General features: G+C 73.4%; 26 protein-coding genes and 4 pseudogenes. 15 read left to right on the top strand and 15 right to left on the bottom strand.

What is annotated here, in order from left to right; translation table 11 throughout:
* Positions 1-15: 15 nt before the first annotated feature.
* Together IE94_RS0112785 and IE94_RS0112780 are read right to left on the bottom strand one after the other, a co-directional pair.
* Positions 16-1,320 carry an ATP-grasp domain-containing protein gene (locus IE94_RS0112785; RefSeq protein WP_030182654.1) on the bottom strand — a complete coding sequence of 435 codons (1,305 nt, stop codon included), beginning with the start codon at positions 1,318-1,320 and terminating at the stop codon, positions 16-18.
* A 76-nt stretch (positions 1,321-1,396) separates the two neighbouring features.
* Entirely contained in the window at positions 1,397-2,056 is a 660-nt protein-coding gene (locus IE94_RS0112780; protein WP_037922479.1) for a hypothetical protein, read from the bottom strand.
* 126 nt (positions 2,057-2,182) lie between these two features.
* Here IE94_RS0112780 and IE94_RS0112775 point away from each other — a divergent pair, with 126 nt between their 5' ends.
* The 3 genes from IE94_RS0112775 to IE94_RS0112765 all read left to right on the top strand — a co-directional run bounded on the left by IE94_RS0112775 (position 2,183) and on the right by IE94_RS0112765 (position 3,351).
* Positions 2,183-2,620, top strand: a complete 438-nt coding sequence (locus tag IE94_RS0112775) for an Hsp20/alpha crystallin family protein (RefSeq protein ID WP_030182646.1) — start codon at positions 2,183-2,185, stop codon at positions 2,618-2,620.
* 15 nt (positions 2,621-2,635) lie between these two features.
* Positions 2,636-2,776 (top strand): hypothetical protein, encoded by a 141-nt coding sequence (locus IE94_RS39885; protein WP_157849341.1) that lies wholly within the window; start codon positions 2,636-2,638, stop codon positions 2,774-2,776.
* Positions 2,777-2,910: 134 nt separating this feature from the next.
* Positions 2,911-3,351, top strand: coding sequence for a DUF2267 domain-containing protein (locus tag IE94_RS0112765; protein WP_030182644.1), 441 nt, complete (start codon positions 2,911-2,913; stop codon positions 3,349-3,351).
* A gap of 29 nt (positions 3,352-3,380) precedes the next feature.
* Here the strand turns inward: IE94_RS0112765 and IE94_RS0112760 are convergent, their stop codons facing one another.
* The 4 genes from IE94_RS0112760 to IE94_RS41720 all read right to left on the bottom strand — a co-directional run bounded on the left by IE94_RS0112760 (position 3,381) and on the right by IE94_RS41720 (position 6,640).
* Positions 3,381-4,271: an SDR family oxidoreductase gene (locus tag IE94_RS0112760; RefSeq protein WP_030182641.1), complete on the bottom strand. Its 891-nt coding sequence runs from the start codon at positions 4,269-4,271 to the stop codon at positions 3,381-3,383.
* Positions 4,272-4,395: 124 nt separating this feature from the next.
* The gene (locus IE94_RS0112755) at positions 4,396-5,007 is read right to left on the bottom strand and encodes an HD domain-containing protein (protein ID WP_245235227.1); all 612 of its coding nucleotides are present in this window, start codon (positions 5,005-5,007) and stop codon (positions 4,396-4,398) included.
* Positions 5,004-5,957 carry an NADP-dependent oxidoreductase gene (locus IE94_RS0112750; RefSeq protein ID WP_030182635.1) on the bottom strand — a complete coding sequence of 318 codons (954 nt, stop codon included), beginning with the start codon at positions 5,955-5,957 and terminating at the stop codon, positions 5,004-5,006. The genes IE94_RS0112755 and IE94_RS0112750 overlap by 4 nt, the downstream gene beginning before the upstream one ends.
* 179 nt (positions 5,958-6,136) lie before the next feature.
* Complete coding sequence (locus tag IE94_RS41720; RefSeq protein WP_342450754.1) at positions 6,137-6,640, bottom strand: UbiA family prenyltransferase; 504 nt, start codon at positions 6,638-6,640, stop codon at positions 6,137-6,139.
* A gap of 391 nt (positions 6,641-7,031) precedes the next feature.
* Here IE94_RS41720 and IE94_RS0112740 point away from each other — a divergent pair, with 391 nt between their 5' ends.
* Genes IE94_RS0112740 through IE94_RS0112730 form a run of 3 tightly spaced genes read left to right on the top strand, consistent with a single transcriptional unit; the run spans position 7,032 to position 9,742 of the window.
* Positions 7,032-8,189 (top strand): type III polyketide synthase, encoded by a 1,158-nt coding sequence (locus IE94_RS0112740; RefSeq protein WP_078606464.1) that lies wholly within the window; start codon positions 7,032-7,034, stop codon positions 8,187-8,189.
* 9 nt (positions 8,190-8,198) lie between these two features.
* Positions 8,199-8,714, top strand: a complete 516-nt coding sequence (locus IE94_RS0112735) for an isoprenylcysteine carboxyl methyltransferase family protein (protein WP_030182631.1) — start codon at positions 8,199-8,201, stop codon at positions 8,712-8,714.
* Positions 8,711-9,742: an NAD(P)/FAD-dependent oxidoreductase gene (locus IE94_RS0112730; RefSeq protein ID WP_030182630.1), complete on the top strand. Its 1,032-nt coding sequence runs from the start codon at positions 8,711-8,713 to the stop codon at positions 9,740-9,742. The genes IE94_RS0112735 and IE94_RS0112730 overlap by 4 nt, the downstream gene beginning before the upstream one ends.
* On the opposite strand, the gene IE94_RS0112725 is transcribed toward IE94_RS0112730, so the two are convergent.
* Positions 9,714-10,448 carry a TetR/AcrR family transcriptional regulator gene (locus IE94_RS0112725; protein WP_030182629.1) on the bottom strand — a complete coding sequence of 245 codons (735 nt, stop codon included), beginning with the start codon at positions 10,446-10,448 and terminating at the stop codon, positions 9,714-9,716. The genes IE94_RS0112730 and IE94_RS0112725 overlap by 29 nt on opposite strands.
* Positions 10,449-10,589: 141 nt before the next feature.
* Between IE94_RS0112725 and IE94_RS0112720 the strand changes: the two genes are divergently transcribed.
* Positions 10,590-11,837 (top strand): saccharopine dehydrogenase family protein, encoded by a 1,248-nt coding sequence (locus IE94_RS0112720; protein ID WP_030182628.1) that lies wholly within the window; start codon positions 10,590-10,592, stop codon positions 11,835-11,837.
* A gap of 39 nt (positions 11,838-11,876) precedes the next feature.
* Here the strand turns inward: IE94_RS0112720 and IE94_RS0112715 are convergent, their stop codons facing one another.
* Positions 11,877-12,149, bottom strand: coding sequence for a DUF4190 domain-containing protein (locus IE94_RS0112715; RefSeq protein WP_030182626.1), 273 nt, complete (start codon positions 12,147-12,149; stop codon positions 11,877-11,879).
* Positions 12,150-12,418: 269 nt separating this feature from the next.
* On the opposite strand from IE94_RS0112715, the gene IE94_RS0112710 reads away from it, so the two are divergent.
* The 5 genes and pseudogenes from IE94_RS0112710 to IE94_RS37940 form a co-directional block, all read left to right on the top strand.
* Positions 12,419-13,753: a hypothetical protein gene (locus tag IE94_RS0112710; protein WP_030182624.1), complete on the top strand. Its 1,335-nt coding sequence runs from the start codon at positions 12,419-12,421 to the stop codon at positions 13,751-13,753.
* A 189-nt stretch (positions 13,754-13,942) separates the two neighbouring features.
* A complete protein-coding gene (locus tag IE94_RS0112705; RefSeq protein WP_030182621.1) occupies positions 13,943-14,230 on the top strand; it encodes a DUF6355 family natural product biosynthesis protein in 288 nt (95 codons plus the stop codon).
* Between the two features lie 89 nt (positions 14,231-14,319).
* A complete protein-coding gene (locus IE94_RS0112700; RefSeq protein ID WP_157849340.1) occupies positions 14,320-14,961 on the top strand; it encodes a VOC family protein in 642 nt (213 codons plus the stop codon).
* Between the two features lie 48 nt (positions 14,962-15,009).
* Positions 15,010-17,434, top strand: a pseudogene (locus IE94_RS35450) (SCO7613 C-terminal domain-containing membrane protein).
* A 147-nt stretch (positions 17,435-17,581) separates the two neighbouring features.
* Positions 17,582-18,071 (top strand): annotated as a pseudogene (locus tag IE94_RS37940) (YceI family protein); the annotation flags it as partial.
* 12 nt (positions 18,072-18,083) lie between these two features.
* On the opposite strand, the gene IE94_RS0112685 reads toward IE94_RS37940, so the two are convergent.
* The 3 genes from IE94_RS0112685 to IE94_RS0112675 form a co-directional block, all read right to left on the bottom strand.
* The gene (locus tag IE94_RS0112685; protein ID WP_030182615.1) at positions 18,084-18,782 is read right to left on the bottom strand and encodes a 2-phosphosulfolactate phosphatase; all 699 of its coding nucleotides are present in this window, start codon (positions 18,780-18,782) and stop codon (positions 18,084-18,086) included.
* Between the two features lie 56 nt (positions 18,783-18,838).
* Positions 18,839-19,171, bottom strand: coding sequence for an acyltransferase family protein (locus IE94_RS0112680; RefSeq protein ID WP_030182612.1), 333 nt, complete (start codon positions 19,169-19,171; stop codon positions 18,839-18,841).
* Positions 19,172-19,336: 165 nt separating this feature from the next.
* Entirely contained in the window at positions 19,337-20,323 is a 987-nt protein-coding gene (locus tag IE94_RS0112675; RefSeq protein WP_030182610.1) for a helix-turn-helix transcriptional regulator, read from the bottom strand.
* A gap of 113 nt (positions 20,324-20,436) precedes the next feature.
* On the opposite strand from IE94_RS0112675, the gene IE94_RS0112670 reads away from it, so the two are divergent.
* Positions 20,437-21,123: an alpha/beta fold hydrolase gene (locus IE94_RS0112670; RefSeq protein ID WP_030182607.1), complete on the top strand. Its 687-nt coding sequence runs from the start codon at positions 20,437-20,439 to the stop codon at positions 21,121-21,123.
* Positions 21,124-21,159: 36 nt separating this feature from the next.
* Here the strand turns inward: IE94_RS0112670 and IE94_RS0112665 are convergent, their stop codons facing one another.
* From IE94_RS0112665 to IE94_RS0112650, 3 genes and pseudogenes are all read right to left on the bottom strand, one after another.
* Positions 21,160-21,534, bottom strand: a complete 375-nt coding sequence (locus IE94_RS0112665) for a VOC family protein (RefSeq protein ID WP_030182604.1) — start codon at positions 21,532-21,534, stop codon at positions 21,160-21,162.
* 314 nt (positions 21,535-21,848) lie between these two features.
* Positions 21,849-22,223: pseudogene (locus IE94_RS0112660) on the bottom strand (ABC transporter substrate-binding protein); the annotation flags it as partial.
* 253 nt (positions 22,224-22,476) lie between these two features.
* On the bottom strand, positions 22,477-23,343 hold the full coding sequence (locus IE94_RS0112650) for an endonuclease/exonuclease/phosphatase family protein (protein ID WP_030182599.1): 867 nt from the start codon (positions 23,341-23,343) through the stop codon (positions 22,477-22,479).
* 162 nt (positions 23,344-23,505) lie between these two features.
* On the opposite strand from IE94_RS0112650, the gene IE94_RS0112645 reads away from it, so the two are divergent.
* Positions 23,506-24,465 carry a LysR family transcriptional regulator gene (locus IE94_RS0112645; RefSeq protein WP_037922497.1) on the top strand — a complete coding sequence of 320 codons (960 nt, stop codon included), beginning with the start codon at positions 23,506-23,508 and terminating at the stop codon, positions 24,463-24,465.
* A gap of 21 nt (positions 24,466-24,486) precedes the next feature.
* Here the strand turns inward: IE94_RS0112645 and IE94_RS0112640 are convergent, their stop codons facing one another.
* On the bottom strand, positions 24,487-25,029 hold the full coding sequence (locus tag IE94_RS0112640; RefSeq protein WP_425337964.1) for a TetR/AcrR family transcriptional regulator: 543 nt from the start codon (positions 25,027-25,029) through the stop codon (positions 24,487-24,489).
* Here IE94_RS0112640 and IE94_RS37935 point away from each other — a divergent pair.
* A pseudogene (locus IE94_RS37935) lies at positions 24,952-25,161 on the top strand (amidase); the annotation flags it as partial. The gene IE94_RS0112640 and the pseudogene IE94_RS37935 sit on opposite strands and share 78 nt — an antisense overlap.
* Positions 25,162-25,384 lie beyond the last annotated feature (223 nt).

Genomic DNA, 25,384 nt, shown 5'->3' with positions numbered 1-25,384 from the left:
GGTCCGGCGTACTCCTTACCGTCGTGCTCCCGCGTCGGGCCCGTCGAAGGTGAGCCCGAGCGCCGCCACGCAGTGGTCGTACTTCTCGCGCAGCTCGTCCTCGTCGTTCCCGCCGGTGAAGATGTGCGCGACCTCGTAGCTGTAACTGTCCTGCTGGGACAGGTCGGACAGCCGCCGGCCCGCCTCCGGCAGGACATGGATCCTGACCCCCGGTGTCTCCCGCTCGATCCGCGCGATCGTCTCGGGCGAGGGCACGTGGCGCACCACACCGTCCGTGAACCAGCGGTAGTACCACTTCGCGGCCATCGCGTAGGGGCCCTCGCGGTACGGCATGGTGGGATCGGAGCCGAGGGCGAGCGCCAGCATGGGATGGTGGTTGGGCACCCCGTCGACGTACTGGAACAGCTCGGCGTGCGACTGGGAGTGGCGGGGGTTGATCTCGAGCAGGTTGATCCGCCCGCTGCTCGGGTCGTAGAAGTACTCCACGCTGAAGGTCGCCGAGTCGAAGCCGATGCGGCGCATCACGCGCTCGGTGACGTCGTGGATCCGCCCGATCACCTGTGGGGGGAGGGTGGAGGGGTACTGGTGGCGCAGGAAGCACGCCGAGTCCGGGTAGTCGATGGAGTCCAGGGTGCCGTAGACGGTCACCTCGCCCTGGTGCACATAGCCTTCCACGGCGACCTGGATGCCCGCGCACTCCTCCTCGGCGAGGCACACCCGGCCGCCGACGCCGTCCATCTCGGGCGGCAGGTCGATGCGGTCGAGGATGCGCTCGAAGGGGCGGCCGACGCGGGAGATGCCTTCCCGGATCTCCGTGACGGCCTTGTGGAACTCCTCCTCGTCGCCGACGCCGAAGGCGAGTTCGGAGGAGTAGGACAGGGCCGGCTTGAGCCACATCGGGAAGCGCACGCCGTCCGGCGGGCGCGGCGGGTCGCCCCGCAGGTCGACGCGGCCGAACCGCGGGTGGCAGTCGGTGACCTCCCGCTGTTCGAGCCGACTCCAGTACTTGTGCTCGCACTTGACCACCGACTCCAGGCTGGTGGTGCGGGTGCCGTAACGCTCGCCGAGGATCGGCACCAGGGTGCTGACCGGGAAGTCCCAGTACCCCACGATGGCGTCGATGCTTCCCTCGAAGGCGTCCAGCTCGCGCTGGGCCTTCTCCAGGACCTCGGACACCGAGACCTCGCCGTCCTGGAGTTCCTCCACCGTCAACAGGCCGTGGAAGCGCATCGATCGGGCGCCCGGCACGGCCTGGAGCGTCGGCAGGTTCGCCTCGTCGAGACCGACGACGAAGACGTTCTTCACAGTCTCTTCGGACACGTCTCTCCTCTCGAGATCGGCTGGGTACCCCTCCTGACTCCGGACAACCTCCGGTCAAGACCTTCGCCGCGAGGACTCATTCCCCGGGCGACTGGTCCTCGCTGCCGCCGGTGCGCCGGAGTTGGTCGGTGCGCCGGGTGAGGGTGTCGATGCGGTCGGCCAGTTCCGGATGGTGCGCGCCCAGGTGCTCACGGGCGCCGGACAGCGGCCCGATGAGCCCGGCGGCGTCGTCCTGGCCCAGTGCCTGCACCAGCGGGGTCCGGGCCCGGGCCGGGAGGCCCGCGAGCGCGGTGATCTGGCCGGCGAGCTGGCGCAGGTCCGCGGCGTTGCCCCGGGCCCAGGTGGTGACGGCACGGTCGGCGGCGCGGCGGTCGCGGGTGGCCTGGACGCGCTGGTCGCCGGTACTGCCGGGGGCGCCGGGGCGCAGGCGCAGATAGCGGCGTTCGGCGGCCTGCCGACTGGCGACGCCGAGGGGACGGGCGAGGTCGGCCCAGCTCGCGCCCGCCTCACGGGCGGTTTCGATCAGACCCGTCTCCCACCCGGCGAGTTGGTCGCGCATCTGGCGCAGGAGCAGCAGCGCGGCGAGCGCCTGGTCGGAGCTGACCTCGCCGCCGGGCTGCCTCGCGTGCGGCGGTGCCTGGGCACTGTGCACCGCCTCCTCGATCGCCGCCAGCGCTGCCTCGGCGGCGAGGAAGGACACGGGCTGGGGTGCGGATTCCTGCGGGTCTGCGGGCATGGTCACCTCCCGACGCCGGTGTCACCCTTGCGACGACACCGTCACTTGTCATCGTTGCGATGACATGCTACAAGAAAAGCAAGAAGCAGCGCATGAGCGGATCCGCTCGAACTGGAGGTGTTTCTGATGCTGATGCGCACCGACCCCTTCCGTGAGCTCGACCGGCTCACCCAGCAGTTGTTCCCCAGCACATCCGGCACCTGGTCGCGTCCGTCCGCGATGCCGATGGACGCCTACCGCGAGGGCGACGTGTACGTGATCGCGCTCGACCTCCCCGGCGTCGACCGGGACGCGATCGACATCGACGTCGAGCGCAACATGCTGACGGTCCGGGCCGAACGCCGTCCCGCCGCCAGGGGCGACGACGTGCAGATGGAGCTCTCGGAACGCCCCTTCGGTGTCTTCTCCCGCCAGGTGGTGCTCGCGGACACCCTCGACACCGAGCACATCAGTGCCGACTACGACGCGGGCGTCCTCACCCTGCGCGTGCCGATCGCCGAGCGGGCCAAGCCGCGCAAGATCTCGATCGGCGCGGGCGCGGACCACAAGGAGATCTCCGGCTGAGGCGGAGGCGGGGCCGTGCTCAGCGTGGCCGCCGACGCGGCCGGCGAGGAGCTGACCCGCCGTGTCCTGTTCCAGCTCCCGCCCGGGTACGACCTGCTCTTCGGCCGGCCGCAGGACACCACCACCCCGAGCACGGACCGCACCTGCGCGGACTGACACCTCGCGCCCCACCGACCACCGACCACCGACCACCGACCACCGTCACCCCTCACCCCTCACCCCTCACCCCTCACCCCTCACCGGCCGAGCAGGCCGTACCGCCCCACAACCCAGAAAGGCACCCTTCACCGATGCAGCCCCAGACGGCGCCGACGACGATCGCCCCCGAGCCGGCCATGTCGTTCGTCCAGATGCTGGAGCAGGTCCGCTACCACGGCGCCTATCCCACGCGGGAACGGGCCGAGGAGGTCGTGTCCACCGTCCTGGCCGCCCTCGGCCGCCGTGTCACCGGCGAGGAACGCGTCGAGCTGGCGGCCCGTCTCCCCCGCGAGGCGGCCGAGATCCTCGCCGCGCAGATACCGGGAACCGACTCGATGACCGGCTGGGCCTTCGTCCGGGACCTCGCCACCCGCACCGGCGGCACCCTGGCCACCACGCGCTGGGACGTCGGCTCGGTCCTGGGCGTCGTCGCCCGCCTCGCCGGCCCGGACCTGCTCGACCGCATCCTCGCCCAACTGCCCACCGGCTACGCGATCCTCTTCGGGCGCGCGGAACTCACCCAGGCGGCCTGAGCCCCGTCGGAGCGGCCCGCTCCCCCGCATCAGGGCAGGGGGGTTCCACCGGTCGCGTTCAGGATCTCCGCGGTGACGTATCCGGCCTCCTGGGACGCGAGGTAGACGTACGCCGGTGCCAGCTCGGCCGGTTGCGCGGGGCGGCCCAGGGGGCTCTGCTTCCCGAACTCGGCCGTGTCCGGCAAGGTCGCCGGGATCAGCGGGGTCCACACCGGGCCGGGCGCCACCGCGTTCACCCGGACACCGCGTTGCGCGACCATCTGGGCGAGCCCCTGGGTGAAGGTCACGATCGCGCCCTTGGTCATCGCGTAGTCCAGCAGGTGCGGGCTGGGCTTGTACGCCTGCACGGAGGTGGTGTTGATGACGCTGCCGCCCTCGGGGATGTGCGGCAGCGCGAACTTCGTCAGCCAGAACATGCCGTACAGGTTCGTCCGCATCACCCGGTCGAACTGCTGCGTCGTGATCGCTTCGATGCCGTCGGGCTGGGACATCTGGTAGGCGGCGTTGTTCACCAGGATGTCGATGCCGCCGAACTCCGCCACGGCCCGGTCGACCAGCGACCGGCAGTTCCGCTCCTCACGGATGTCGCACGGGACGGCCACGGCCCTGCGCCCGGCGTTCTCCACCAGGCGGGTCGTCTCCCGTGCTTCGTCCTCTTCTTGATCGAGGTAGGTGAACAGCACGTCGGCGCCCTCGCGCGCGAAGGCCAGGGCCACCGCTCGGCCGATGCCGGAGTCACCGCCCGTGACGACGGCCCTGCGACCCGTCAGGCGTCCCGATCCGCGGTACGTCTCCTCGCCATGGTCGGGCGGTGGGTCCATGGGCCCGGTCCAGCCCGGGTGCGGCTGGTCCTGACCGGGGAAGTCCGGGCGGGGATACTGATCGGTAGGGTCCTGTTGGCGATGCGGGTCGTCCGCCACGTCGATCTCCCGTGTCTCGTCTCGTTACGGCGCGGTCAGCGACCGTGTGCCCTGACCGCGCCGTCCGAAAAGCCCTGGCGGCGCGGTCGCGGTTCCCGGCCGCCGCCGTGGCCGCCGTCGGGACTCAGGCGGTGGAGTCGAGCGGGTTGGCGGCCATTCTCTCCGCGAGACCCGAGCGCACCGCGCCGGCCGCCGAGCTGTCGGGTTTGCGCGCCGCCTGGTCCTGGAAGCACGCCAGGAACGACGCGGCGAGGTCCAGCCTCGGGTAGCGGTCCAGCACCTCGTCGCGGAAGCGGGCGGGGTAGGCGTCCGCCTCCCTGCCGACGACCTCGGTCGCGGTGGCGCGGGCCAGCAGGTGTCCCTCGGGGTCGGCCGCGACGTCCACCCGCGGCCACATGTGGCGCACGATCACTTCGGCCAGGCGCGCACGGCGCTCGGCGGGCCAGCCGGCCCCGGCGGCGAAGACGCGGGCGACGTGCCCGCCCGCCTCCTCGAAGGCGACGGTGTGGCTGTCGAAGACCGGCACCAGCCCGATGTCGTGGAACAGCGCGGCGACGTAGAGCAGTTCCGGGTCGAAGGAGACGCCCTCCGCCGTGCCGCGGGCCGCCGCCCACGTGTAGGCACGCAGGGAGTGGTTGAGCAGGGCCGGGGAGAGGTGGGCGGTCGCCACGTCCAGGGCGGCGGCCGCCGTGGCCGTACCGGGCAGGGGAAGGGCGTCGAGCGAGATGTCGTTCACCGGGAGCCCGCCGCCTCGGGGGTGTCGGAGGCGATGCGGATGATCGTCCTGCCGTGTCTGCCGTGTCTGCCGCGGCCGGGCGCGAAGGCCGCGGGGGCTTCGGCCAGCGGACGCACCTCCCCGACGGCCGGCCGCAGCCGCCCGTCCCTGACCCGTCGCACGAGTTCGATGAGCCCGGCCCGGTCGGGTTCGACGACGAAGAACACCGCCCGGCCGTTCTCCGGCCGGACCTCGGGCGGCGCGGCGATGGTGACGAGTGTGCCGCCGGGGCGTACGAGCGCGGCCGAGCGGCGGAGGATGTCGCCGCCGATGACGTCGAACACGACGTCGGCCTCCCCCGCGTCCTCCAGCCGCTCGGACTCGAGGTCGAGGAAGACGTCCGCGCCGAGGGCGCAGCTGGTGTCCCGGTCGGTGGAACGACCGGTGGCGACCACCCGCGCGCCCGCCTCGCGCGCGAGCTGGACCGCGACCGACCCGACGCTTCCCGCGGCGCCGTGGATCACGACGGTCTGCCCGGCGGTGAGCCGTCCGTGGTCGAACAGGCCCTGCCACGCGGTCAGCCCCGAGATGGGCAGCGCGGCGGCCACGGTGTGGTCGACGTCCGCGGGAAGGGGCGCCAGGTTGCGGGCCTCCACGGCGGTGTACTCGGCCAGCGATCCGTCGCGCGTCCAGTCGGCCATGCCGAACACCCGCTGGCCGACGGTGAGACCGGTGGTGCCGTATCCCAGTTCCTCGACCACCCCCGACAGTTCGTGTCCGGGAACGCTCGGCGTCCGGTCGCGGCCGGCCCGGTCCGTCCAGGTGGCGGGCCAGTCGAGTTCTCCGCGGGTGAAGCCCGCGGCGTGCACCCGCACGACGACGTCGTTCTCGGCGGCGTGCGGACGGGGCAGTTCCGTCAGGGCGAGTCCGTCGGCACCCGCCTCGGGGTCATGGACGGTGATGGCTTGCATAAGGGGTCCTCGCAGGGAGTGGCGGTCATCGGGCACACGATGCCCGTGCGGGCCGGCACGGGCACACCGCGCGTCGTCCTCTCGACCGTATGCTCCTGCCGCTTGCCCCGTGTGGGCCACTTCGGCAGCGGCCGGACGAGCCACTTCCGGAGGGTGCCGCGGAGCCTTGGACCGCTTGCTCAGGTCATGTCGGGAGCGAGCGGCAGCAGGCGCGCCACGGCGATGCCGGCCACCACGATGGCCGCCCGGAACGGCCATCGGCTGCGCGGCCCCGACCGCACGGCCGTCCCCGCGACGGCGACGGCCACGGCCGCCCCCGTCAGCGCCCAGCCGGTGGCCCCGACCGTGCCGGGCGGTCCCGCGGCCAGCACACCCACCGCCGTGAGCATCACGACCGGCGCCAGCCACCGGCAGGTCCGCCGGTCCAGCCGCTGGGGCAGCCCGCGCACACCGGTCGCGAGGTCGTCCTCGATGTCGGGGAGCACGTTCGACAGGTGGGCTCCGACGCCGAGCAGGGCAGCCGCGGTCGTGGCCCACCAGGCGGGCCAGACCGGCGCGGGGGGACCCAGGGTGACGAAGGCCGGCAGGGACGCGAAGCCCGCGGCGTACGGCAGCGGTGACAGGACCGTGTGCTTCAGCCACAGGTTGTACGTCCAGCCCGCGACCACGCCCCCCAGGTGCACCGCCCCCGCACACCAGGGACAGCGGTACGCACAGGAGCAGGGCCGTCCCCGCGGCGGCGGCCACGGCCGCGCGCGGAAGCTCCCCGGAGCCCACCGGCTTGTCGCCGCGCCCGCAGGCCGTGTCGCGCCGTGCGTCGACCGCGTCGTTGCACCAGCCGATCGAGAGCTGGCCGGCGAGTACGGCCAGGGTCACGGCCGCCGACCCGGCCGGCCCGCGGCCCGCCGCCAGGGCGAGGGCCGACACGAAGAGGGTCACGGCGACCGTCGGTTCCGGATGGCAGGAGCGCAACAGCGCCAGGACTCTGCTCGGCGAACGCGGGAGAACCCCAGACGGGTGGAGTGACACGTACGCACGGTAGTCGGACCGCCGGCCGAGGAAGGCATGGGCGACATGCGTGTCCCCGTGATCGTCGAGCATGCCCCTCCCCCGTCCGCCGCGCCCTCCACCGCGCGGCGTCCTGCGCCGCCGCCCACCGCGGGACCCACCGTCGCCGCCGTGCGGTGCGCGCTGCCGCCGCACCGGTACGCCCAGGACGAGCTCACCGAGCCGATCGGCGACCTGTGCCTGCCCCCGGGGGCGGACCGCGCCGTACTGCGCCGTCTGCACGCCTCCGCGGGGGTGCGGACCCGTCATCTGGCGCTGCCGATCGAGCAGTACGCCCTTCTCAGGGACTTCGGGCGCAGCAACGACGCCTGGATCGAGGCGGGCCTCGCACTGGGCGAGGAGGCGCTCACGGGCGCGTTGCACGAGGCGGGACTGGGACCGGCCGACGTCGACCTGCTGGTCTTCGCCTCCATCACCGGAGTGGCCGCTCCGTCGCTGGACGCCCGGCTGGCGGGGCGCGTGGGGCTGCGGCCCGACGTCAAGAGGCTGCCGCTGTTCGGCCTCGGCTGTGTCGCGGGCGCCGCCGGTCTCGCCCGGGTGCACGACCATCTGCGCGGGCACCCCGGGGACACCGCCGTGCTGCTCACGGTGGAACTGTGCTCGCTGACCCTCCAGCGAGGAGACGGTTCGCGTGCCAACCTCGTGGCGGGCGCGCTCTTCGGAGACGGTGCGGCGGCACTCGTCGCACACGGAGGCGCGCGGGGCGGCGGCACGGAGTCGCCCGCGGCCCGACCGCGGCTGGTCGCCACGCGCAGTCATCTCTATCCGGGGACCGAGCGGCTCCTGGGGTGGGAGATCGGCGCCGGCGGCTTCCGCGTCGTGATCGACGCCGGTGTCCCGGACATCGTCAGGGGCCACTTCGGCCGGCACGTGCGCGCGTTCCTGGCGGAGCACGACCTGGGCGTCGACGACATCGGGGCCTGGATCTGCCATCCGGGAGGCCCGAGGGTCCTGTCCGCGGTCAGCGAGACCCTGGGCCTGCCCGAGGGCACCCTCGACCCCTCACGGCGCTCCCTCGCGGCGGTGGGGAACATGTCGTCCGTGTCGGTGCTGCACATCCTGGAGAGCGTCCGGGGACATCGTCGACCGGAGCCCGGCACCTGGGGCCTGCTGGTGGCGATGGGCCCCGGATTCTGCTCCGAACTCGTGCTCCTGCGCTGGTGAGGTGCTCCCATGCCGTGGTACACGCTGCTCGTCCTCGCCGTCTCCGTCGAACGCCTCGCCGAACTTTTCGTCGCGCGCCGCAACGCGGCGTGGACACTCGCCCGCTCCGGGGTGGAGCACGGTCGCGGCCACTACCCCGTCATGGTCGCCCTGCACGCCGGGCTGCTCGTGTGCTGCCTGCTCGAACCCCTGCTTTTCGACCGCCCGTTCGTGCCTGCTCTGGGGTGGCCCATGCTGGCCCTCGCGCTCCTGGCGCAGGCGCTGCGCTGGTGGTGCATCGCGACGCTCGGGCCGTACTGGAACACCCGGGTCATCGTCGTGCCCGGAGCACGTCTGGTCGGTGCCGGGCCCTATCGCTTCCTGCGGCACCCCAACTACGTGGCGGTCGTGGTGGAGGTCGCCGCCCTGCCGCTGGTGCACTCGGCGTGGCTCACGGCCGCCGTCTTCTCCGTGGCCGACGCGCTGCTGCTCGCCGTCCGCCTCCGCTGTGAGAACACGGCCCTCGCCCGGGCAGTGCCCGCGTGAGTGCCCAGCACGACCTGCTGATCGTCGGAGGCGGCCCCGCCGGCCTGGCCACCGCCCTGCACGCGGCGCACGCCGGTCTCGACGCCGTCGTCGTCGAGCCGCGCCCGGCGCCGGTCGACAAGGCGTGCGGCGAGGGCCTGATGCCGGGCGCCGTCCGCTCCCTCGCCGCGCTCGGTCTGGAGGTCCCCGGCGTCCCCCTCGCCGGCATCCGCTACGTCCAGGGTGCCCGCCAGGTCCAGGCCGCGTTCCGCCACGGCCCCGGCCGGGGGGTCCGGCGCACCGACCTGCACGGCATGCTGCACCGCGCGGTGCTGGCGGCCGGGGTGCCCGTACTGCCGCTGCGCGTGGCGGAGGTGAGGCAGGACGGCACGGGCGTGAGCGTGCCCGGTACGGGGCTGCGCGCCCGGTGGCTGGTCGCGGCGGACGGGCTGCACTCACGGGTGAGGCGCTCCCTCGGCCTGGAGGTGAGGACCCGGGGCGCGCCGCGTTACGGGCTGCGCCGGCACTACGCGGTGGCGCCCTGGTCGCCGTACGTCGAAGTGCACTGGGGCCGGCACGCGGAGGCGTACGTCACCCCGATCGGGCCCCGGCTCGTCGGCATCGCCCTGCTCACGACGCGTCGCGCGTCCTTCAGCGCCCAGTTGGAGGACTTCCCCGATCTGGCCGACCGTCTTCCGCCGGACAGCGCCACCACCTCGGTGCGGGGCGCCGGGCCACTGCGGCAGCGGTCCCGCACCCGCTCCCACGGGAGGGTCCTGCTCGTCGGCGACGCCGCCGGGTACGTGGACGCCCTGACCGGTGAGGGTGTCGCCCTCGCGCTGATCGGCGCCGAGGCTCTGGTCGCCAACCTGCGCCGGGGCACGCCCCGCCGCTACGACAGCGACTGGAGGCATGCGACCCGCCGTCACCGGCTGCTGACCGAACTGCTGGTGAGAGCCCGGTTGCAACCCGTCCTCGCCCCTCACATCATGCCCGCGGCCGCTCGCCTGCCCCGTCTGTTCACGGCCGCCGTGAACGCCCTGGCCTGAGCTGTGGCGCGGTGGCCGGTTCGGCGGCGATGCCGTCCAGCAGGGTCTCCAGGACCACCGGGTAGGCGCTGTGCGGCATGCGGGCCGCGAGGTGACCGGCGGTCGCGGCGATGTTCGGGTGGGACGCGGCGGGCAGCCGGGCGTAGGTGGACGCCCACATGTCCTCGTCGGTCCTGCGGGCTTCTTCCGGAAGGGCCAGCGAACCCGCGTCGAGCGCGGCGAAGGCCAGGGTCAGGTCGATGAACGCGTGGTAGAAGCGGACCGCGGCCTCGTCGGACAGCCCCGCGCCCCGCAGGATGCCGAGGATCGCCTCGTCCACGGCGATCTCGCGCGCCCGTCCACTCACCCGGCTGGCGGTGAGCACGGCGGCCTGGGGGTGGGCGAGGTAGGAGGAGTGCAGGGCGAGACCGAGGGAGCGCAGGTCCGCACGCCATCCACGGCCCGCCGTCCATCCGTCCAGAGCCCGCCCCATCAGCTCGTTGCCGACGGCCCGTGCCAGATCGTCCATGCCCGTGAAGTAGCGGTACAGGGTGCTCGGATCGGCCCCCAGCGCCGCGCCCAGCCGTCGGGCGGTCAGCCCCGCGGTGCCGTGCTCGCGCAGTACCCGCAGCGCGGTCTCCACGATGAGGGCCTCCGAGAGCACCGCTCCCTGCCGGGTGGGCCTGCGCCTGCGTCGCGCCTCCTCGGGCACCACCTTCTTCGGCATCCGCCACCTCCGATCGCGGCCGCGCCGGGCCGGGTCGGGCCACGGCGATCCTTATGCCAACGCGGTTGACCTTACAACGGCGGGTCCTGTTGCATCGGAGCGGTCCGGAGGCAGCGGCCTCCCGTACGAAAGGTCTTGGTCATGCGAGTTCTTCTCGTCGGCGCGGGCGGTGTCGGCACGGCCGTCACCCGGATCGCGGCCCGCAGGAAGTTCCTGACCCACATGGTCGTGGCCGACTACGACCCCTCCCGCGCACGGGCGGCGGTCGACGCGCTGCCGGGAGGGGGTGACCGGTTCACTGCCCTGCGCCTCGACGCCGCCGACAAGGGCGCGGTGCGGCGGGCGCTCACGGAGCACCGGTGCGACATCCTGCTGAACGCGACGGATCCGCGGTTCGTGATGCCGTTGTTCCGGGCGGCCCTCGCCGCCGGGGTCCACTACATGGACATGGCCATGTCGCTGTCCGCTCCGCACGCCGCCCGGCCGTACGAGGAGTGCGGGGTGAAGCTCGGTGACGCGCAGTTCGAACTGGCCGGGCGCTGGGCGGAGTCGGGGCGGATGGCCCTGGTGGGGATGGGCGTGGAGCCGGGGCTGTCCGACGTCTTCGCCCGGTACGCCGCGGACGAGCTCTTCGACGAGATCGACGAGATCGGCGTCCGGGACGGCGCCGACCTGCGGGTGGAGGGCTACGAGTTCGCCCCGTCCTTCAGCATCTGGACCACGATCGAGGAGTGTCTGAACCCGCCGGTGGTCTACGAGCGGGAACGCGGCTGGTTCACCACCGCGCCCTTCAGCGAGCCGGAGGTCTTCGACTTCCCCGAGGGGATCGGGCCGGTGGAGTGCGTGAACGTGGAGCACGAGGAGGTGCTGCTGATCCCCCGCTGGGTGGACGCCCGGCGTGTCACCTTCAAGTACGGCCTGGGGGACGCCTTCATCGCCCGGCTCAAGACCCTCCACGAGCTGGGCCTGGACTCGACCGCCGAGGTCACCGTGCCGGGCCCGGACGGACCGGTCCGGGTCTCCCCGCGTGACGTGGTCGCCGCGTGCCTCCCCGACCCCGCGACCCTGGGCGACAGGATGACCGGCAAGACCTGTGCCGGCACCTGGGTCACGGGCGTCCGGGACGGCAGGCCCCGCGAGGTGTACCTGTACCACGTGGTCGACAACCAGTGGTCCATGCGCGAGTACGGGTCGCAGGCCGTCGTCTGGCAGACGGCCCTCAACCCGGTCGTCGCCCTCGAACTGCTCGCCACCGGCGCCTGGTCCGGCGCCGGCGTCCTCGGCGCCGAGGCCCTGCCGGCCCGCCCGTTCCTCGACCTGCTCACCGAGTACGGGTCACCCTGGGGGCTGCGCGAACAGGGCCGGAGGGAGACGCTCGGGAACCGATGAGACCGGCGCTCGGGGCGGGGCGGGGCCGCAGGGAGGGCGTCAGCCGATGTGCCAGGAGAAGCTGCCCCCGTTGTTGGCCGCGACGGCGAACATCACGATCATGAGCAGGATGTCGACCACTCCGAGACCGAGTGCCCATTTGGCCATCGCGGACCCGGTCTGACGCAGTGCCACGGCACCGAAGACGATCGCGAGCGGCCCCAGGACGATCGGCAGGATGAAGAGTCCGACGATGCCGCAGACCAGACCGGCGATCGCCAGTCCGCTGGTCCTGCCGCCCTTGTGGGTTCCCGTTCTACTGTAAGTGGCCATGCTTTCTCCCGAGTTGTCGTAGATCGGTTGCTTTCTCCTTCGGTGACCTTCGGGTTGCCTCTCGAAGCCGTTTCACACCCACGACCCCCCCAAATCGGTTCCGGCGCACGGCAGTTCCAGGTGGCCGCTCCGGAATCGCCTCCGAGGCGCAAAAACAACTCCCGTTGCCTGGTGGCCCCCTAGGCTGCTGCCCCACACGGTGTCAGCCGGAGGAGGACGTTGTGCCACGGTCCGACGCAGCTGTCAGGACTCGTACTCGCCTGCTGTTGATGTACAACCTCGCGCCGCAGGTGCGGGTGCCCGACGACATGCTCCGTCCGCTGTCCGAGGCGCTGGGTCTCGGCCGGTTCACCGCCCACGTGGAAGCTGCCGAACTGCTGCTGCCCCGACTGGTGTTGCACGAGCGCGTCCGCGATCTCACGCTGCCCCCCAGCGCGGCGGCCCGGGTCGAGGGTGCGGCCGTCACCCTGGCCGTCACGCCCCGGCGGGACCCGCTGCTCTTCGTGGACGTCGAGATCGCGGACGACGCCGACGGGGCGGACGCGATCGCCGAGACCCTCTACGCGACGTGGCAGAACCGCTCCGCCACCCGCGTCGGGGGAGTGCCGCTCACCGAGTGGCTCGACGGGCGCCTGCGCGCGTACGGCATCCCGGACCGGCCCGCCGACCAGCCGCCTCTCGAATTCGGACGGAACGTCCACCAGAGCGTGTTCCCCGGCGCGGACCTCGCCCGGGGGCTGCTGGCCGAGCACGTGCCCGGCGACGCGGTCGGCCAGGACGTGGTGACCATCGTGCTGCGCGGCACGCTGGACAGCCACACCGGCGCCACCCTGGGCATCCGGCGGCCGGAGACGCTGAACAACGCCGGCCAGACCATGGTCGCGCACGGCAGGGGCGTGTCACTGATCGTCGGCTACGCCCCCTCGGTGGAGAACGCGTTCGGGCTGGCCGCCGCCGGCATCCTCACCGCGGTCGCGGCCGTGCACCGCGTCCGGCGGCAGGCGTTCGAGGCGCTGGAGCTGGACCGGGCGGCGGCGGTCGAGACGACGGACGACGCCCGTGCCCTGGTCGCGCAGCTCTCGCGCCGGCTCAACGATCTGCAGCTCGACCTGAGTTTCAGCGTCGAGGTGTACGCCGACACGATCCTCATACCGGAGCTGCTGGTCGAGAGCTTCCACTCGTCCCTGCGCGACGTGTCGTCGCTGGCGGACGCGCTGGCCAACACCTCCCGCATCGTCGAGCGCGTGAACGCCGTGCTCGCGACGCGTCGCGTCGACCTCGAGACGGCGGCCCAGCAGTACGCCGAGGACCGGGACCGGGTGCTGGCCGCGGTGATCGCCGTCGGCTCGCTCATCGCGCTCCCGCCCGCGCTGCTGCTGGCGTTCTTCGGCGTCAACAGCAGCGACGTCGACCCGAGTCGGTCGATCCTGGACATCCGCCACTACGGCGTCGCGTACGCGATCGCCTGGCTGCCGTTCCTGCTGCTGATCGCGGTCGGCCTGGTCGCACGCCGCCGTACGGCGCTGCGGCTGTCCACCCCGGACACCGCCCCTGCCGGGCGACGAGCCCGGCGTGCCCGGTTCGGACGGTCACGGCGACGCTGACGTGACGGCATCCGGTGAACCCTGCGGAGATCAACCGATCGGCGCAGCAGTTAATCGTTTCCCCGGGTGAACGGCGCCCCCGTTCACCCCAACGCCTCCCCCGAGCTGTGAGTCTGGGCGTCGCATCGGCAACGGATCGGCAGACACCGGCAGTCCCGGCTGGCGATCCCCTCACGCTTGGAGTCCTCCTTGTCACTTCGCCGTATCGTGACCAGCGCCCTCGCCTCCCTCGCGCTGGCCCTCGCCTCCGCCGGCGCCGTCACCCTGACCGCCGGTCCGGCCGCGGCCAATCCCTGCGGCTTCTACGAGACCGCCTCCGACGCCTACTACAACCACTGCACCTCGGACGGCTCGCACATCGTCATCGAGATCGACGACTGGGGGCCCAACAGCGAACAGTGCGTGGGACCCGGCGTGACCTGGATCGGCTCCAGCTCCGACATCGACGGCGCCTGGTACACCGGCCGCACCTGCTGAGCCGAACGGCGGGCACGGCCAGGCCGGACAGCTCGGGCCTCCCTGGGGGCCGGGTTGTCCGGCCGTTGCGTGCGGCTAGGGTGTGCCGGATGACGTTGGAACTCGTACAGGTGAACTTCAAGGCCGGGGACGACGCGGCGCTCGGCCGGTTCTGGGCGGAGGCGCTCGGCTGGAGCATGTCGAGCGAAGGGCCCGGCGTCACCAACCTGGAACCCGAGGGCTTCGACTGGCCGGACCCGTCCGCCCTCTGCATCGATCTCGTGCGCGTCCCGGACCCGGAGACGGTCGAGTACCGGGTGCACCTCGAGCTGGCCACCGCCTCCGACGCCCATCAGGCGGAGCTGGTCACCCGCCTGGAGGGGCTCGGGGCGACGCACGCCGACGCGGGCCGGGGCGAAACGCCCTGGAACGTCATGGCCGACCCGGAAGGCAATGTCTTCAGCGTCCTGGAGCCCCGTGAGCTGTACCGGGACACCGGACCCATCGCCTGCGTGGTCGTCGACTGCGCCGACCCGAGGGAGACGGTCCGGTTCTGGGGCGAGGCCATCGACTGGACCGTCCACCGGCTGAGCGACGACCGGGTTCTGCTGCGCTCGGCCAAGGGCGTCGGGCCGTACCTCGAGTTCCGCCGCGCCTCCGACGACGGGGCCGTGCGCAACCACATCCATCTCGACGTGATGGTGCGGTCCTGTCCACCGGGAAGGCCGCGCGCAGTGGTGAGTACGAACTGAGTATCCGCGCTCATGTCCGGGCACGTGGCGAGGGCCACACTCCGAGGCATGACGAACCTTCCGCCCCCAGCCGAGGAACTGCGCGTCCTCGACGCCGAGCTGCGGCAACTCGACCTGCGCCGTGCCGTCCTCCTGCGGCGCCGTGCGTGGCTGGTCCACACCCTGCGGGCGACCGCGGTCCGGCAGCGCGCCCAGGCTCCCGGGGCGCCACCGCAGGGGTGGCCCCCCCGGCCCGGGTGCCGGTGCCGCCGCCCGTCGGCCGGAGGCCGGCGCGCCCAGTGTGCAGAACGTACTGCTGGTGCTCGGTGGCGTACTGCTGACGATCGCGGCGATCGCGTTCACCCTGGTCAGCTGGGGCCACCTGGGGATCGCGGGGCGTGCGCTGGTCCTCGGCGCGCTGACCGTGGCGGTGCTGGGCGCGCCGGTGGCGCTGCTGCGGCGCGGGCTGAGGTCGACGGCCGAGGCCGTGGCCGCTCTGGGGACGGCCCTGACCGTCCTCGACGCCTACGCGCTCCACGAGGTGGCCTTCACCGGCACGGACGGTATCGGCTACACCGCCGCCGCGTCCGCCGTCCTGGCCGCGCTGTGGGCCGCCTACGGCATGCGCCTCGGGCTCTGGCATCCGCTCCCGCTCGCGGTGGCGAGCGCTCACCTGCCGCTGCTGCTGGCGGCGATCGCGGCCGACGCGGGTCCGCACACGCTCACCGCCGTACTGCTGGCGACCGCGGCGGGCGGCACCGCCGTCGCGCTGCGTGCCAGGTCGGCGCCGGTGCCGGTACGAGTGGTCGCCGTCGTCGGCGCGCTCGGTGCGGGCGCCGCGAGTGTGCTGGCGGCCGGGTGGCTCTGCTGGAGCGCGTCCGACCCGGGCGCGGCCGCACGGGCGGCGGCGCTCCTGGTCGTGGCGGCGGCCCTCGCCCTGACGGCCGGCCACTTCGTCCCGAACCGGGAGGTCGCCATGGGCTCGGCGGTGGCCGCGGGTCTGTTCCTGGTCGCCGGGACCGGAGGTGTGCTGCGGGTCTCGGTGCCCGGCGAGTGGACGGTGCCGGGGTGCCTGGCCTGCGCGATCGCGCTGCTGGCGGCGGAGCGTACGCCGCTCGCCCAGCCCCTGCGCCAGGGGCTTGTGCGCGCCGCCGCGGCGGTCCAGGGCTTCGCGGTGCTGTGGGCCCTCCCACTGGTCGTCGGGTGCGTGCTCGGTCCGGCGGCTCGGGCCGCCACGCCCTGGTCGGGCGCGCCGCGGACCGTCCGGGACGCCGTGTTCACGGACGTACCCCCGCCGCCGTGCGCGAGCACCGTGCCCCTGGTCCTCGCCGTGGTGACGGCGGCGCTGGTGGTGGCCGGGCGCCGTACGGCCCGGCGTACGGCCGTGCTGGTGGTGGCCCTCGTCCTCGGCTGGGCGGCCGTCTTCGTCCTCCCGGCGGCGCTCCACCTTCCCTACACGGTGGGGCTGGTGGTGCAGGCGGCCGTGGTCGTGGCGGCCCTGGGCCTCGCGGTGCGCTCCGGCCGCGCCGACGAGGGGCCGTCGCCGCTGGCCCTGACGGCCCTGCTGCTGGCCCTCGTCACCTCGGTCGACCTCGCTCTCCTCTCGCTGGCCTCGGAGTCCGCGACGATCGGTGTACTCGCGGCGCTCACCGTCCTGTTCGGGGCGGTCGGCCGCCACCCGGGGGCCGCCGCGTTCACCGCGCCCGCCGCTCTCGGTCACGCCACGGCGCTGGCCTGCGCGATCGGCGCGTCCGCCGGCTTCGCCCCGCACCACACGGCGCTGCTGGTGCTCGTCGTGCCCTCGGCCGCCGCCCTGATCGCGTCGCGGTCGGGCGGGTCGCCCGCGACCGTGCCGGTCGAAGGGGCGGGCGCGGCGGCGGGACTGCTCGCCCTCGCGCTCGCGGTGCAGGAGCCGCCGACGCTGGCCCTGGTGCTCTCCCTGTGCGGTGTCCTCGTGGCCGCCTCCGCGCTGCGGCCGGAACGGCGGGCGGCCGGCTGGGCGGCGGCCGCGCTGTTCCTGCTGGCCACCTGGGTGCGCCTGGCGGCGTGGGACGTAGGCACCCCGGAGGCCTACACACTGCCGGTGACCGGGGCCGCGCTGGTCGTCGGCTTCCTGCGCCGGCGCCGCGACACGGCGGTCTCCTCGTGGACGGCGTACGGTGCCGGGCTGGCCGCCACCCTGGTGCCGAGCCTGCTCGCCGCCTGGGACGACCACCATTGGCTGCGGCACCTGCTGCTCGGCGCCGCCGCGCTGGCGGTGACGCTGCTGGGCGCCCGGCAGCGGCTCCAGGCGCCCCTGGTCCTCGGCGCGGGTGTGCTCGCGCTGGTGGCGCTGCACGAGCTGGCCCCGTACCTCACCCAGGTCGTCGGCGCACTCCCCCGATGGGCGCCTCCGGCGCTCGCCGGACTCCTGCTGCTCGTCCTGGGCGCCACCTACGAACACCGGCTGCGGGACGCCCGGCGACTGCGGGAGGCACTGGGGCGGCTCCGCTAGGAGAGGCCCCGGGTGGGGGGCCTCGTGGCGAAGCCGTGCAGCTTCGCGGTCGGGGTGAGGGAGCCCGGACGAGGCCCCCCATCTCACCGCGGGCCACCGATCGGCTTCGTGGCAACACGAAGTGATCACTCCTGGAAGGGCCGCATCATGGGTATCTTCGGCCGTCGCCAGACCGTCACCGACGTGCAGCCGGTGGCCGCCGGGCCGGATCGGTTCGCCGCGCGGTCCGCGACAGCGGCGGCCACGCCCGATCCGGCTGTGCGGGCGGTCGATGGACCGCCCGCACAGCCGGATCGTTTTCTCCGTGCGGCACGCCATGGCCACCACCGTCCGCGGGTCCTTCGCCGACGAGGAGATGACCTTCCGCAGCACCTCCACCGTCCAGGAGTCCGCAGAGAGCCTCCGCATGACGGGAGATCCCACCATCCGGGGCACGACCCGATCCGCCGAACTCCAACTGGACCACCTCGGCTCGGTCGTGGACGCGTTCTGCTACGAGCGGGCCGGTTTCGACGGGACGACCACCCTCGACCGCCGGGACTGGGGCCTGGTCGACAACCAGCGGCTCGAGGCGGGCGGCAGCCTGGTGAGCAAAAAGGTCCGCCTGCAGTTCGGCATCTCCGCGATCCGCTCCTCCCGAGCCCCACCCCTACGGCAGGCGCTCACTCCGACCGGGCACGGCCCACGGACGCACGACCATGAGCGAGCCCTCCCGCGCCGCGACCATGGCGAAGGGGAAGCGGTCGACTTCGAGGCAGAGGGCGACGTCGTCGGGGTGGACGCCCTGACGCACGCCCTCGGCCAGCTCGGTGGCGGCACGGGACGCGGCGGCGCGGCGGAGGAACCCGGCGGCGTCCGTACCGGCCCCGGTCGCTCCGGCCGCGATGTACTGGGCGCACGCCAGGTCCTCGTCGGCCCGTCCGTCCTCGCCGGTGACCACGAACGTGACCCGCCCGACGGCGCGTTGCCGCAGGAGCCGGGCCGTCGCCTCGGCTACCACGAAGCCGGCGCACAGCACCAGCGACGCGTCCTTGACCGCGAGGGCGCCGACCGTCCCCGCCGTGGTCTTCTGCACGACGGTCCGTCCGGTGAGGTCGGCGCGGCGCAGCAGGCCCGGGGAGTTGACCAGGTCGAAACCGGGCGCGGGCGGACCGTCCTTGAGCGCCACCCGGTCCCGGTGGCGTGCCTTGAGAGCCAGGGCCTCGTCCGTCGACCGGGCCAGGACGATCTTCTCCGCCCCCTGGGCGAAGGCCCACGCGGCGACGGTGAAGGCGCGCATGACGTCGACGACGACCGCCACGGACGGGATCTCGACCAGCTCGGGAATGCCGACGAAGCGTGTCTCCATCGAAGACATGATCGCGCACGCCCGTCGCCGGCGCCACACCCGCGGTCGTCCCCGTCTCAGGACTCGCCGACGAGACGGTCCGGCGGTGCCGCCAGGAGTGGGGCGAGTGCCTCGGCCCAGGGGGTGGGGTCGATGACCGTGGTCCCCGTGGCGGAGGCGGCGGCTCGCAGCAGCAGCGAGGTGATGAGGTGGCCGGAGATCACGAAGAAGACGTCGACGCCGATGTAGCCGCCGCCGACCCCCGGCACACCTGCGTGGGAGAGCACCACCAGCCCGACGGCCACCGCGCGCAGCCCCTGGCTGTCCCGGCACGGGGGGTGCCCATGACGCGGCGCTGCCCCACCGGCGGCCGGGGCCGTGCGTTTGGCGGTGGGCATGGTGCCGGTCATCAGGGGCTGGCTCCTCGGGGCGACGGACACGCTGCGCCTGACAGGATCGGTGCGCCGCGATCCGGAGTCCCGCCGTCGTCGGCCGACTTGGCCTCGGCCGGGAAGGTTCAACCCGGTGCAACCAGCGGTTCAGCCGCCGTCCGGCCCGGCGACCGGGAAGCGCCTTCAGTCCGTCGACGGCCGGGTGCCGGGCCGCCGGTCCGACACCGCGGCGGTGAAGCGCGCCGCGAGTGCGGCGGCCGCGGCACGCAGTTCCTCGCCGCCGTCGATCCGGAAGGGGAAGGGCACCCTCGCGAGCCACTCCTGCGCGTACATGTCCGGGTTCCGGGTGCTGCCGACCAGGACGCAGCCCTCGCCCAGGGGTTCGAGCCGGCCCATGGGCGGGCGGATCCAGGGGGCGACCTCGGCCGGTGGGGCGTCGAAGACCACGCGGGTGGCGAACTGCCATCCGGTGCCCAGGTTCTCCTCCAGCACCGCCACCGGGTCGAAGCCGAGGGGCGGGTCGAATCCGTGCGCGGTGCACCGGACCTCGCCGACCCGGTCCACCCGGTAGGTGCGGACGGCGTCCGCGCGGTGGGAGTGGCACAGCAGGTACCAGCGCCCGTGACGGACGACGAGCGACCAGGGGTCCGCCTCCTCCTCCCAGGCGTTGCCGGACTCGCTCCGGTAGGTGAGCAGCACGCGGCGCCGGTGGGCCACGGCCTCGACCAGGGAGCTGGTGACGGCGGGGTCCGGGTGGGCCGCGTACGGGTCGGGGGCGGCGGACGCGTACTCCCGCAGCAGTGCCGCCTGCCGTCCGACGCTCTCCGGCAGTGCCTTGACGACCTTTCCCAGGGCGGCACCGACGAGGTCGGCGGCGTCGGTCACGGCGGGTCGGCCGCTGAGCGCCGCCATGACGAGGCCGAGGGCCTCGGCCTGGGTGAAGTGCACGGGCGGCAGTCGCATCCCGCGGCCCAGCCGGTATCCGCCGTGCGGTCCCCGGGCCGACTCCACCGGGATGCCCGCTTCCCTGAGGATCCCGACGTACCGGCGCGCCGCCCGCTCCGTCACGCCCAGCCGCTCGGCGAGTTCGTCGGCCGTGGTGGTGGGCCGGGTCCGGAGGATCTCCAGGGCGCGCAGCGCCCGCGCGGTGGGGCTGGGGTCGTTGGGCACGGGAGCAGGCTAGTGCGCGCCGAGGACGCCCGGCGGGATCACGGGGAACGAACCGGCACTGGATCGTCCGGATCTCCTCCTACGGTGAAGCCCGGCAACGAAGGGAACCGATCATGGACATTCTGCTCATCGGCGGCCTGTGGCTGGACGGATCCGTCTGGGACCGGGTCGCGTCCACGCTGGAGTCGCTCGGCCACCGTCCGGTGCCGCTGACCCTCCCGGGGCAGGGCGACGGCGCGGCGGACGCCACGCTCGACGATCAGGTGGCGGCCGTGCTGACCGCGGTGGACGCGGCGCCCGGCAAGCCCATGGTGGTGGGGCATTCCGCCGCCTGTGCACTGGCCTGGCTGGCCGCCGACCGCCGGCCTGGGCGGGTGGCCAAGGTCGCGCTCATCGGCGGGGTCCCGACCCCGGACGGGCAGCCGTACGCCGACTTCTTCGAGGTCAGGGGCGGGGCGATGCCCTTTCCCGGCTGGGAGCCCTTCCAGGGGCCCGACGCCGCCGACCTCGACGAGGAGGCCAGGCGTGAGCTGGCGGCGGCCGCGATTCCGGTGCCCGAGGCCGTGGCCAGGGGCATGGTGCGGCTGACGGACGAGCGCCGGTTCGACGTGCCCGTCGTGGTCGTGTGCCCCGAGTTCACGCCCGCGCAGGCGCGGAAGTGGATCGACGGGGGCGAGGTGCCGGAACTCGCCCGGGCCGCGCGCGTCGACTTCGCGGACATCGACTCGGGCCACTGGCCCATGGTCTCCAGGCCCGCCGAGCTGGCCCGGGTGCTGGCGGCGGCGGCCGAGGCCGGCTGACGGGTGCCGTGCTCCGCGCCGCACCGGCCGCCGGGCTCAGTGCAGGCAGAGGCAGAAGGGATGGCCGGCCGGGTCCGCGAAGACCCGCCAGTTGGCGTCGGGGCGGACCTGGTCCGTCCGCTCCAGGACGGTCGCGCCGAGTGCGAGGGCCCGCTTCTCCTCGCCTTCGAGGTCGTCGACGTCGAAGTCCAGGTGGATCTGCTGCGGGCGGTCCTGGCCGGGCCATTCGGGCGCCCGGTAGCCGTCCACCCGCTGGCAGGCCAGCGGCGTTCCCTCGAAGCCCTCCACCTCGATCCAGTCGGGATCGTCCGGGTCCGCGACCACCCGCCCGCCGAGCAGTTGCGCGTAGAACTCCGCGAGCCGTACCGGATCGGCGCAGTCCAGTGCGACCGCCTGCAGCTTTCGAATCACGTCCGACGCTCCTCACTCCTGGGGCCCTCGCGTCATGCCCTCGCACGGCAGGCTCCTACCCGGGGCGACGGCGCGCATGCGCGGCGGCAGCGCGGGCCGACCCCTGTGCACGGCCATCGCCCGTGATGGAGTACTCGGTGTTGCACGCGGCGCGTGCCTGGTGGGCGGCATCACCACCGCACCCCGCCCCATGGACGAGGCCCTCGCGGCCTTCCACCGCGGGCCGATGCACGGCTGACCCGACCTCGCAGCCCCTCGCGGTTCATGTGCGCGGGTCACCTGCGCGGGTCACCTGCGCGGGTCACCTGCGCGGGTCAGCGTGCCGCCGCGTCGGCGGAGCGCAGGACACGGAACCGGCCGGGCCGCGCCGGATCCCGGTCGACGACCTGGACCGGCGCCCAGGCCCACTGCCACCCACCGATGTCCGGCGTGCGGGAGAAGCGGATCCGTCCACGGGTGCCCTCGACCGAGACGTCCGCCCAGGATGCGGCGATCCTCGTCCGGTCGGTGCCGTGGGCGCGCAGCATCTGGGCGAGGACCGCCACGGTGTCGTAGCCCTCGAAGGCGACGAAGGAGGGCTCTTCGGCCAGCCGCTCGCGCAGGGCCGTCCCGACGCGTGTGCCGAGGGGGCCGAGGCGCTCGGGCAGGTAGCGCAGGAACGGCACCTCGGCGCCGTCGCCGCCGAGCGCCCTTTGACATCGACTTCGTGAGCGTGTCGGCCGAGCACCCCGACCGCGCCGCCCTGACGGCACTCGCCGCCGCGCACGAGACGGTCCGACGTGAGTACCCCCGCCCGTTCTTCGACGGATTCCACGCGGTGCGGGCGGACTTGGCCGGGTTACTGCGTCTCCTCCACCGAGGACTTCAAGCGGGCCGCCCAGTCCATGACCGGTGACGACCTCGGCCTTTTCTGGGAGAGGCACCGCATCGGGTGACGGCGGCTCAGGTCACGTCCAGGTCGGAGTACAGCATGTCGTGGTCCGAGTGCTCGGTGGGGACCACCCGGTGCTCGCCGGGGGCGATGCCGCGCAGGAAGACGTAGTCGAACTTGCTCTGCCAGTCCGTGGTCGGTGCGCAGGTGCCGACGGGCGAGGGATGGCACCGCGGGTCGGCGTCCGTGGCCAGGTCCCACATGGGGCCGAGCTCGGGGGCCTGGGGCACGGCGTTGAAGTCGCCGAGGACTATGGCGCGGTCCTGCCGGGCGACCTCGGTGGCCAGCACGCGGACCTGGTCCTTCCTGAAGTCCTCCTGACGCCGCTGGGCGAGGTGGGTGTTGAAGACCCGGACGGGCCGGCCGCCCACCTCGGTGGTGACGGCGAGATAGCCGCGGTCCTCGGATCCGCCGTCGGGGTATTCGACGTTGACCCGGTCCGTCATCGGTGCCGCCGACAGGATGGCCTGGCCGAAGCCCCCCGGATTCCACGGCGCTCCCCCGCAGCGGCCCCAGTTCTCCAGGACCGTCCCGTACTCGACGTGGTAGACCAGCCCGTGGAAGGCCTCCAGGTAGTCCCGGATCCGGTCGACGTCACGTGCGCAGGCCTCCTGCATGCCGACGACCTGGGGGGCGTGCGCGGCTATCTCCGCGGCCCGGTCGAGGTTGCTCGCGTCGCAGGGGTTGCACAGGTTCCAGGTCATGACCCGGTTCGGCACGACGTCCTTGACGGCTTCCACGGGCAGCGAGCCGCCGGACAGCGCGCCGCCGGGGGCGCTGGGCCCCACCAGCGCCCAGCAGGCCAGCGCCACGGCGCAGACGAGCAATCGCGAGCCGCCGCTTTTGAGCACCGCCGCCTCCTGGGTGTGGACACACATGGCAACTGACGTTTCCACGGACGAGGTTATGGCACCGGGCGAGTGCGGTTTCGGCCCGGCGTGACCCCGCCGGTCCCCGTTCGACGCCGGGCGGGCGTTCATCGCCGAAGGTGGCAGGTGCGGGCCACAACCATCGGTTGGGGCTGTCCTATGCTCGTCGGCATGGATACGGAGGCGGTGCGCTCGTTCGTCCGCGCGGCCGAGCTGGGACAGCTGCGGCACGCGGCCGACGAGCTGGGTGTGACGCAGCAGGCCGTCTCGAAGCGGATCGCGGCCCTTGAACGCGCACTCGACGTCCGGTTGTTCACCCGCACCGCCCGGGGGGTCGAGCTGACCCTGGACGGGCAGGCCTTCCTGCCGCACGCGCGGAACGTCGTCGCGCATGCCGACCGTGCCGTCGCCGCGATCCGACGCGGTTCGCGGGCGCTGCGGATCGACGTTCTGGGCCTGCGGAGCGCGCAGGCCGTCGTCCTGCACGACTACTGGCGCTCGCATCCGGAGACCGCGCTCGACGTGGTGACGCTGAAGGTCGACGACCCGCGGCTGGCGGTGGCCGCCGTGCGGGCGGGCGACATCGACGCCTCCTTCCGCTCCGTCACCGACCCGGCCGACCTGCCGCGCGAGCTGCGGATGATCCACGCGTTCCACTCCCCGCTGGAACTCGTCGTCGGCCCGGGGCACCCGCTCGCCTCCGCACGCACGGTGACCCCGGCCCAGTTGCGCGGACACCGGATCTGGGTGCCCGGTATCGCGCCGGGCAGCGAGTGGGCGGAGTTCTACGATCAGCTCACCGCCGCGTTCGGCCTGCGTGTGGACGCCGCGGGCCCGAACTTCGGCAACGAGGTACTCCTCGACATCCTCGCCGACTCCGACGACGTGGCCACCCTCGTGGGCTCGCGCGACCGGTACATCTGGCCGACCGGACACGATCTGCGCCGCATCCCGATCGCGAGGCCGACACTCGCCTACCCGCTCTCGCTCATCCTCCCCCGCGAGAATCCGCACCCGGGTCTGCGGGCGGTCGTCGACCACTTCGCTAGCCTGGCCCCGCTGCCCGAGGACACCTGGCTGCCCTCCTGGGCGACGGCACCGCACCGCGACGGCGGTTCCGCCCCGCGCTGACGTCGCGAGGTCCTCCGGGGATCACGCACTCCCCGTGCGGAGCTCCTGGTCCAGGATCGTCGCGACGATGCGCATCAACCGCTCCCCCGCCCGGTCGACGCTCCCGTTCTGGGTGCTGACCTGCGCCCCTTCGAGCACGAAGGTGAGCTGGGCCGCGACCTGCTCGGGGTCGGGCAGCCCGGCCTCGGCGCACATGCCGGTCAGCCGGCGCAGCTGGCGGGCCTTGTGCTCCTCGATCACCCGGCGCGCGGGGTGGGTGCGGTCGGGCAGTTCGGCGAGGGAGTTGACGAAGGGGCAGCCCCGGTAGGAGAGCGCCGGCAGCCCGTCGGCGATGAAGCGGGCCAGACCCGGGATCTGCTCGCGGGGCCGGCCGGGGTGTTCGGCCTCGACGCGGTCGAAGGGCGCCTGGTACTCGGCGGCCAGGATCCGCAGCCATTCGGCGACCAGGGCGTCCTTGGTCTCGAAGTGCCGGTAGATCGCCATGCGTTCAACGTGGCGGGCACACCCGCCATGTCCGTTCCGCTGACGGCCGACGCCGGGACGGGCCTGCCGGTCGGCATGCAGTTCGCCGCCGGTTACGGACGCGAGGACCTCCTCTTCCGCCTCGCCGGACAACTGGAACGGGCGCAGCCGTGGTCGGACCGGACTCCTGCCGTGTGGGCGGGGGACCTTCCTGTTCCGGCAGATTCCCGATGACCCCGCGGCCGGTGAATATCCGGGTGCCCGCAGCCGCCCGGAGCGTTATCTTTCACGGCATGAACGTCATCGGCACCCGCACCTTCGCGACCGCGCGAGCGACCAGCTCGCCGGTTGCCGCCGTCTGACCTTCCCCTCTTCCACCGGCGACCGGAAACGGCCCGTCGGTGGTTCCCGCGGCGCTCAGCCGCCTTCGCCTCGCTGCGAGGACCGCACGGATCCG

This window comes from Streptomyces violaceorubidus, assembly GCF_000717995.1.
GTDB lineage: Bacteria > Actinomycetota > Actinomycetes > Streptomycetales > Streptomycetaceae > Streptomyces > Streptomyces violaceorubidus.
The sequence above is the reverse complement of the archived record's forward strand: the minus strand, read 5'-3'. Positions and strand labels throughout refer to the sequence as shown.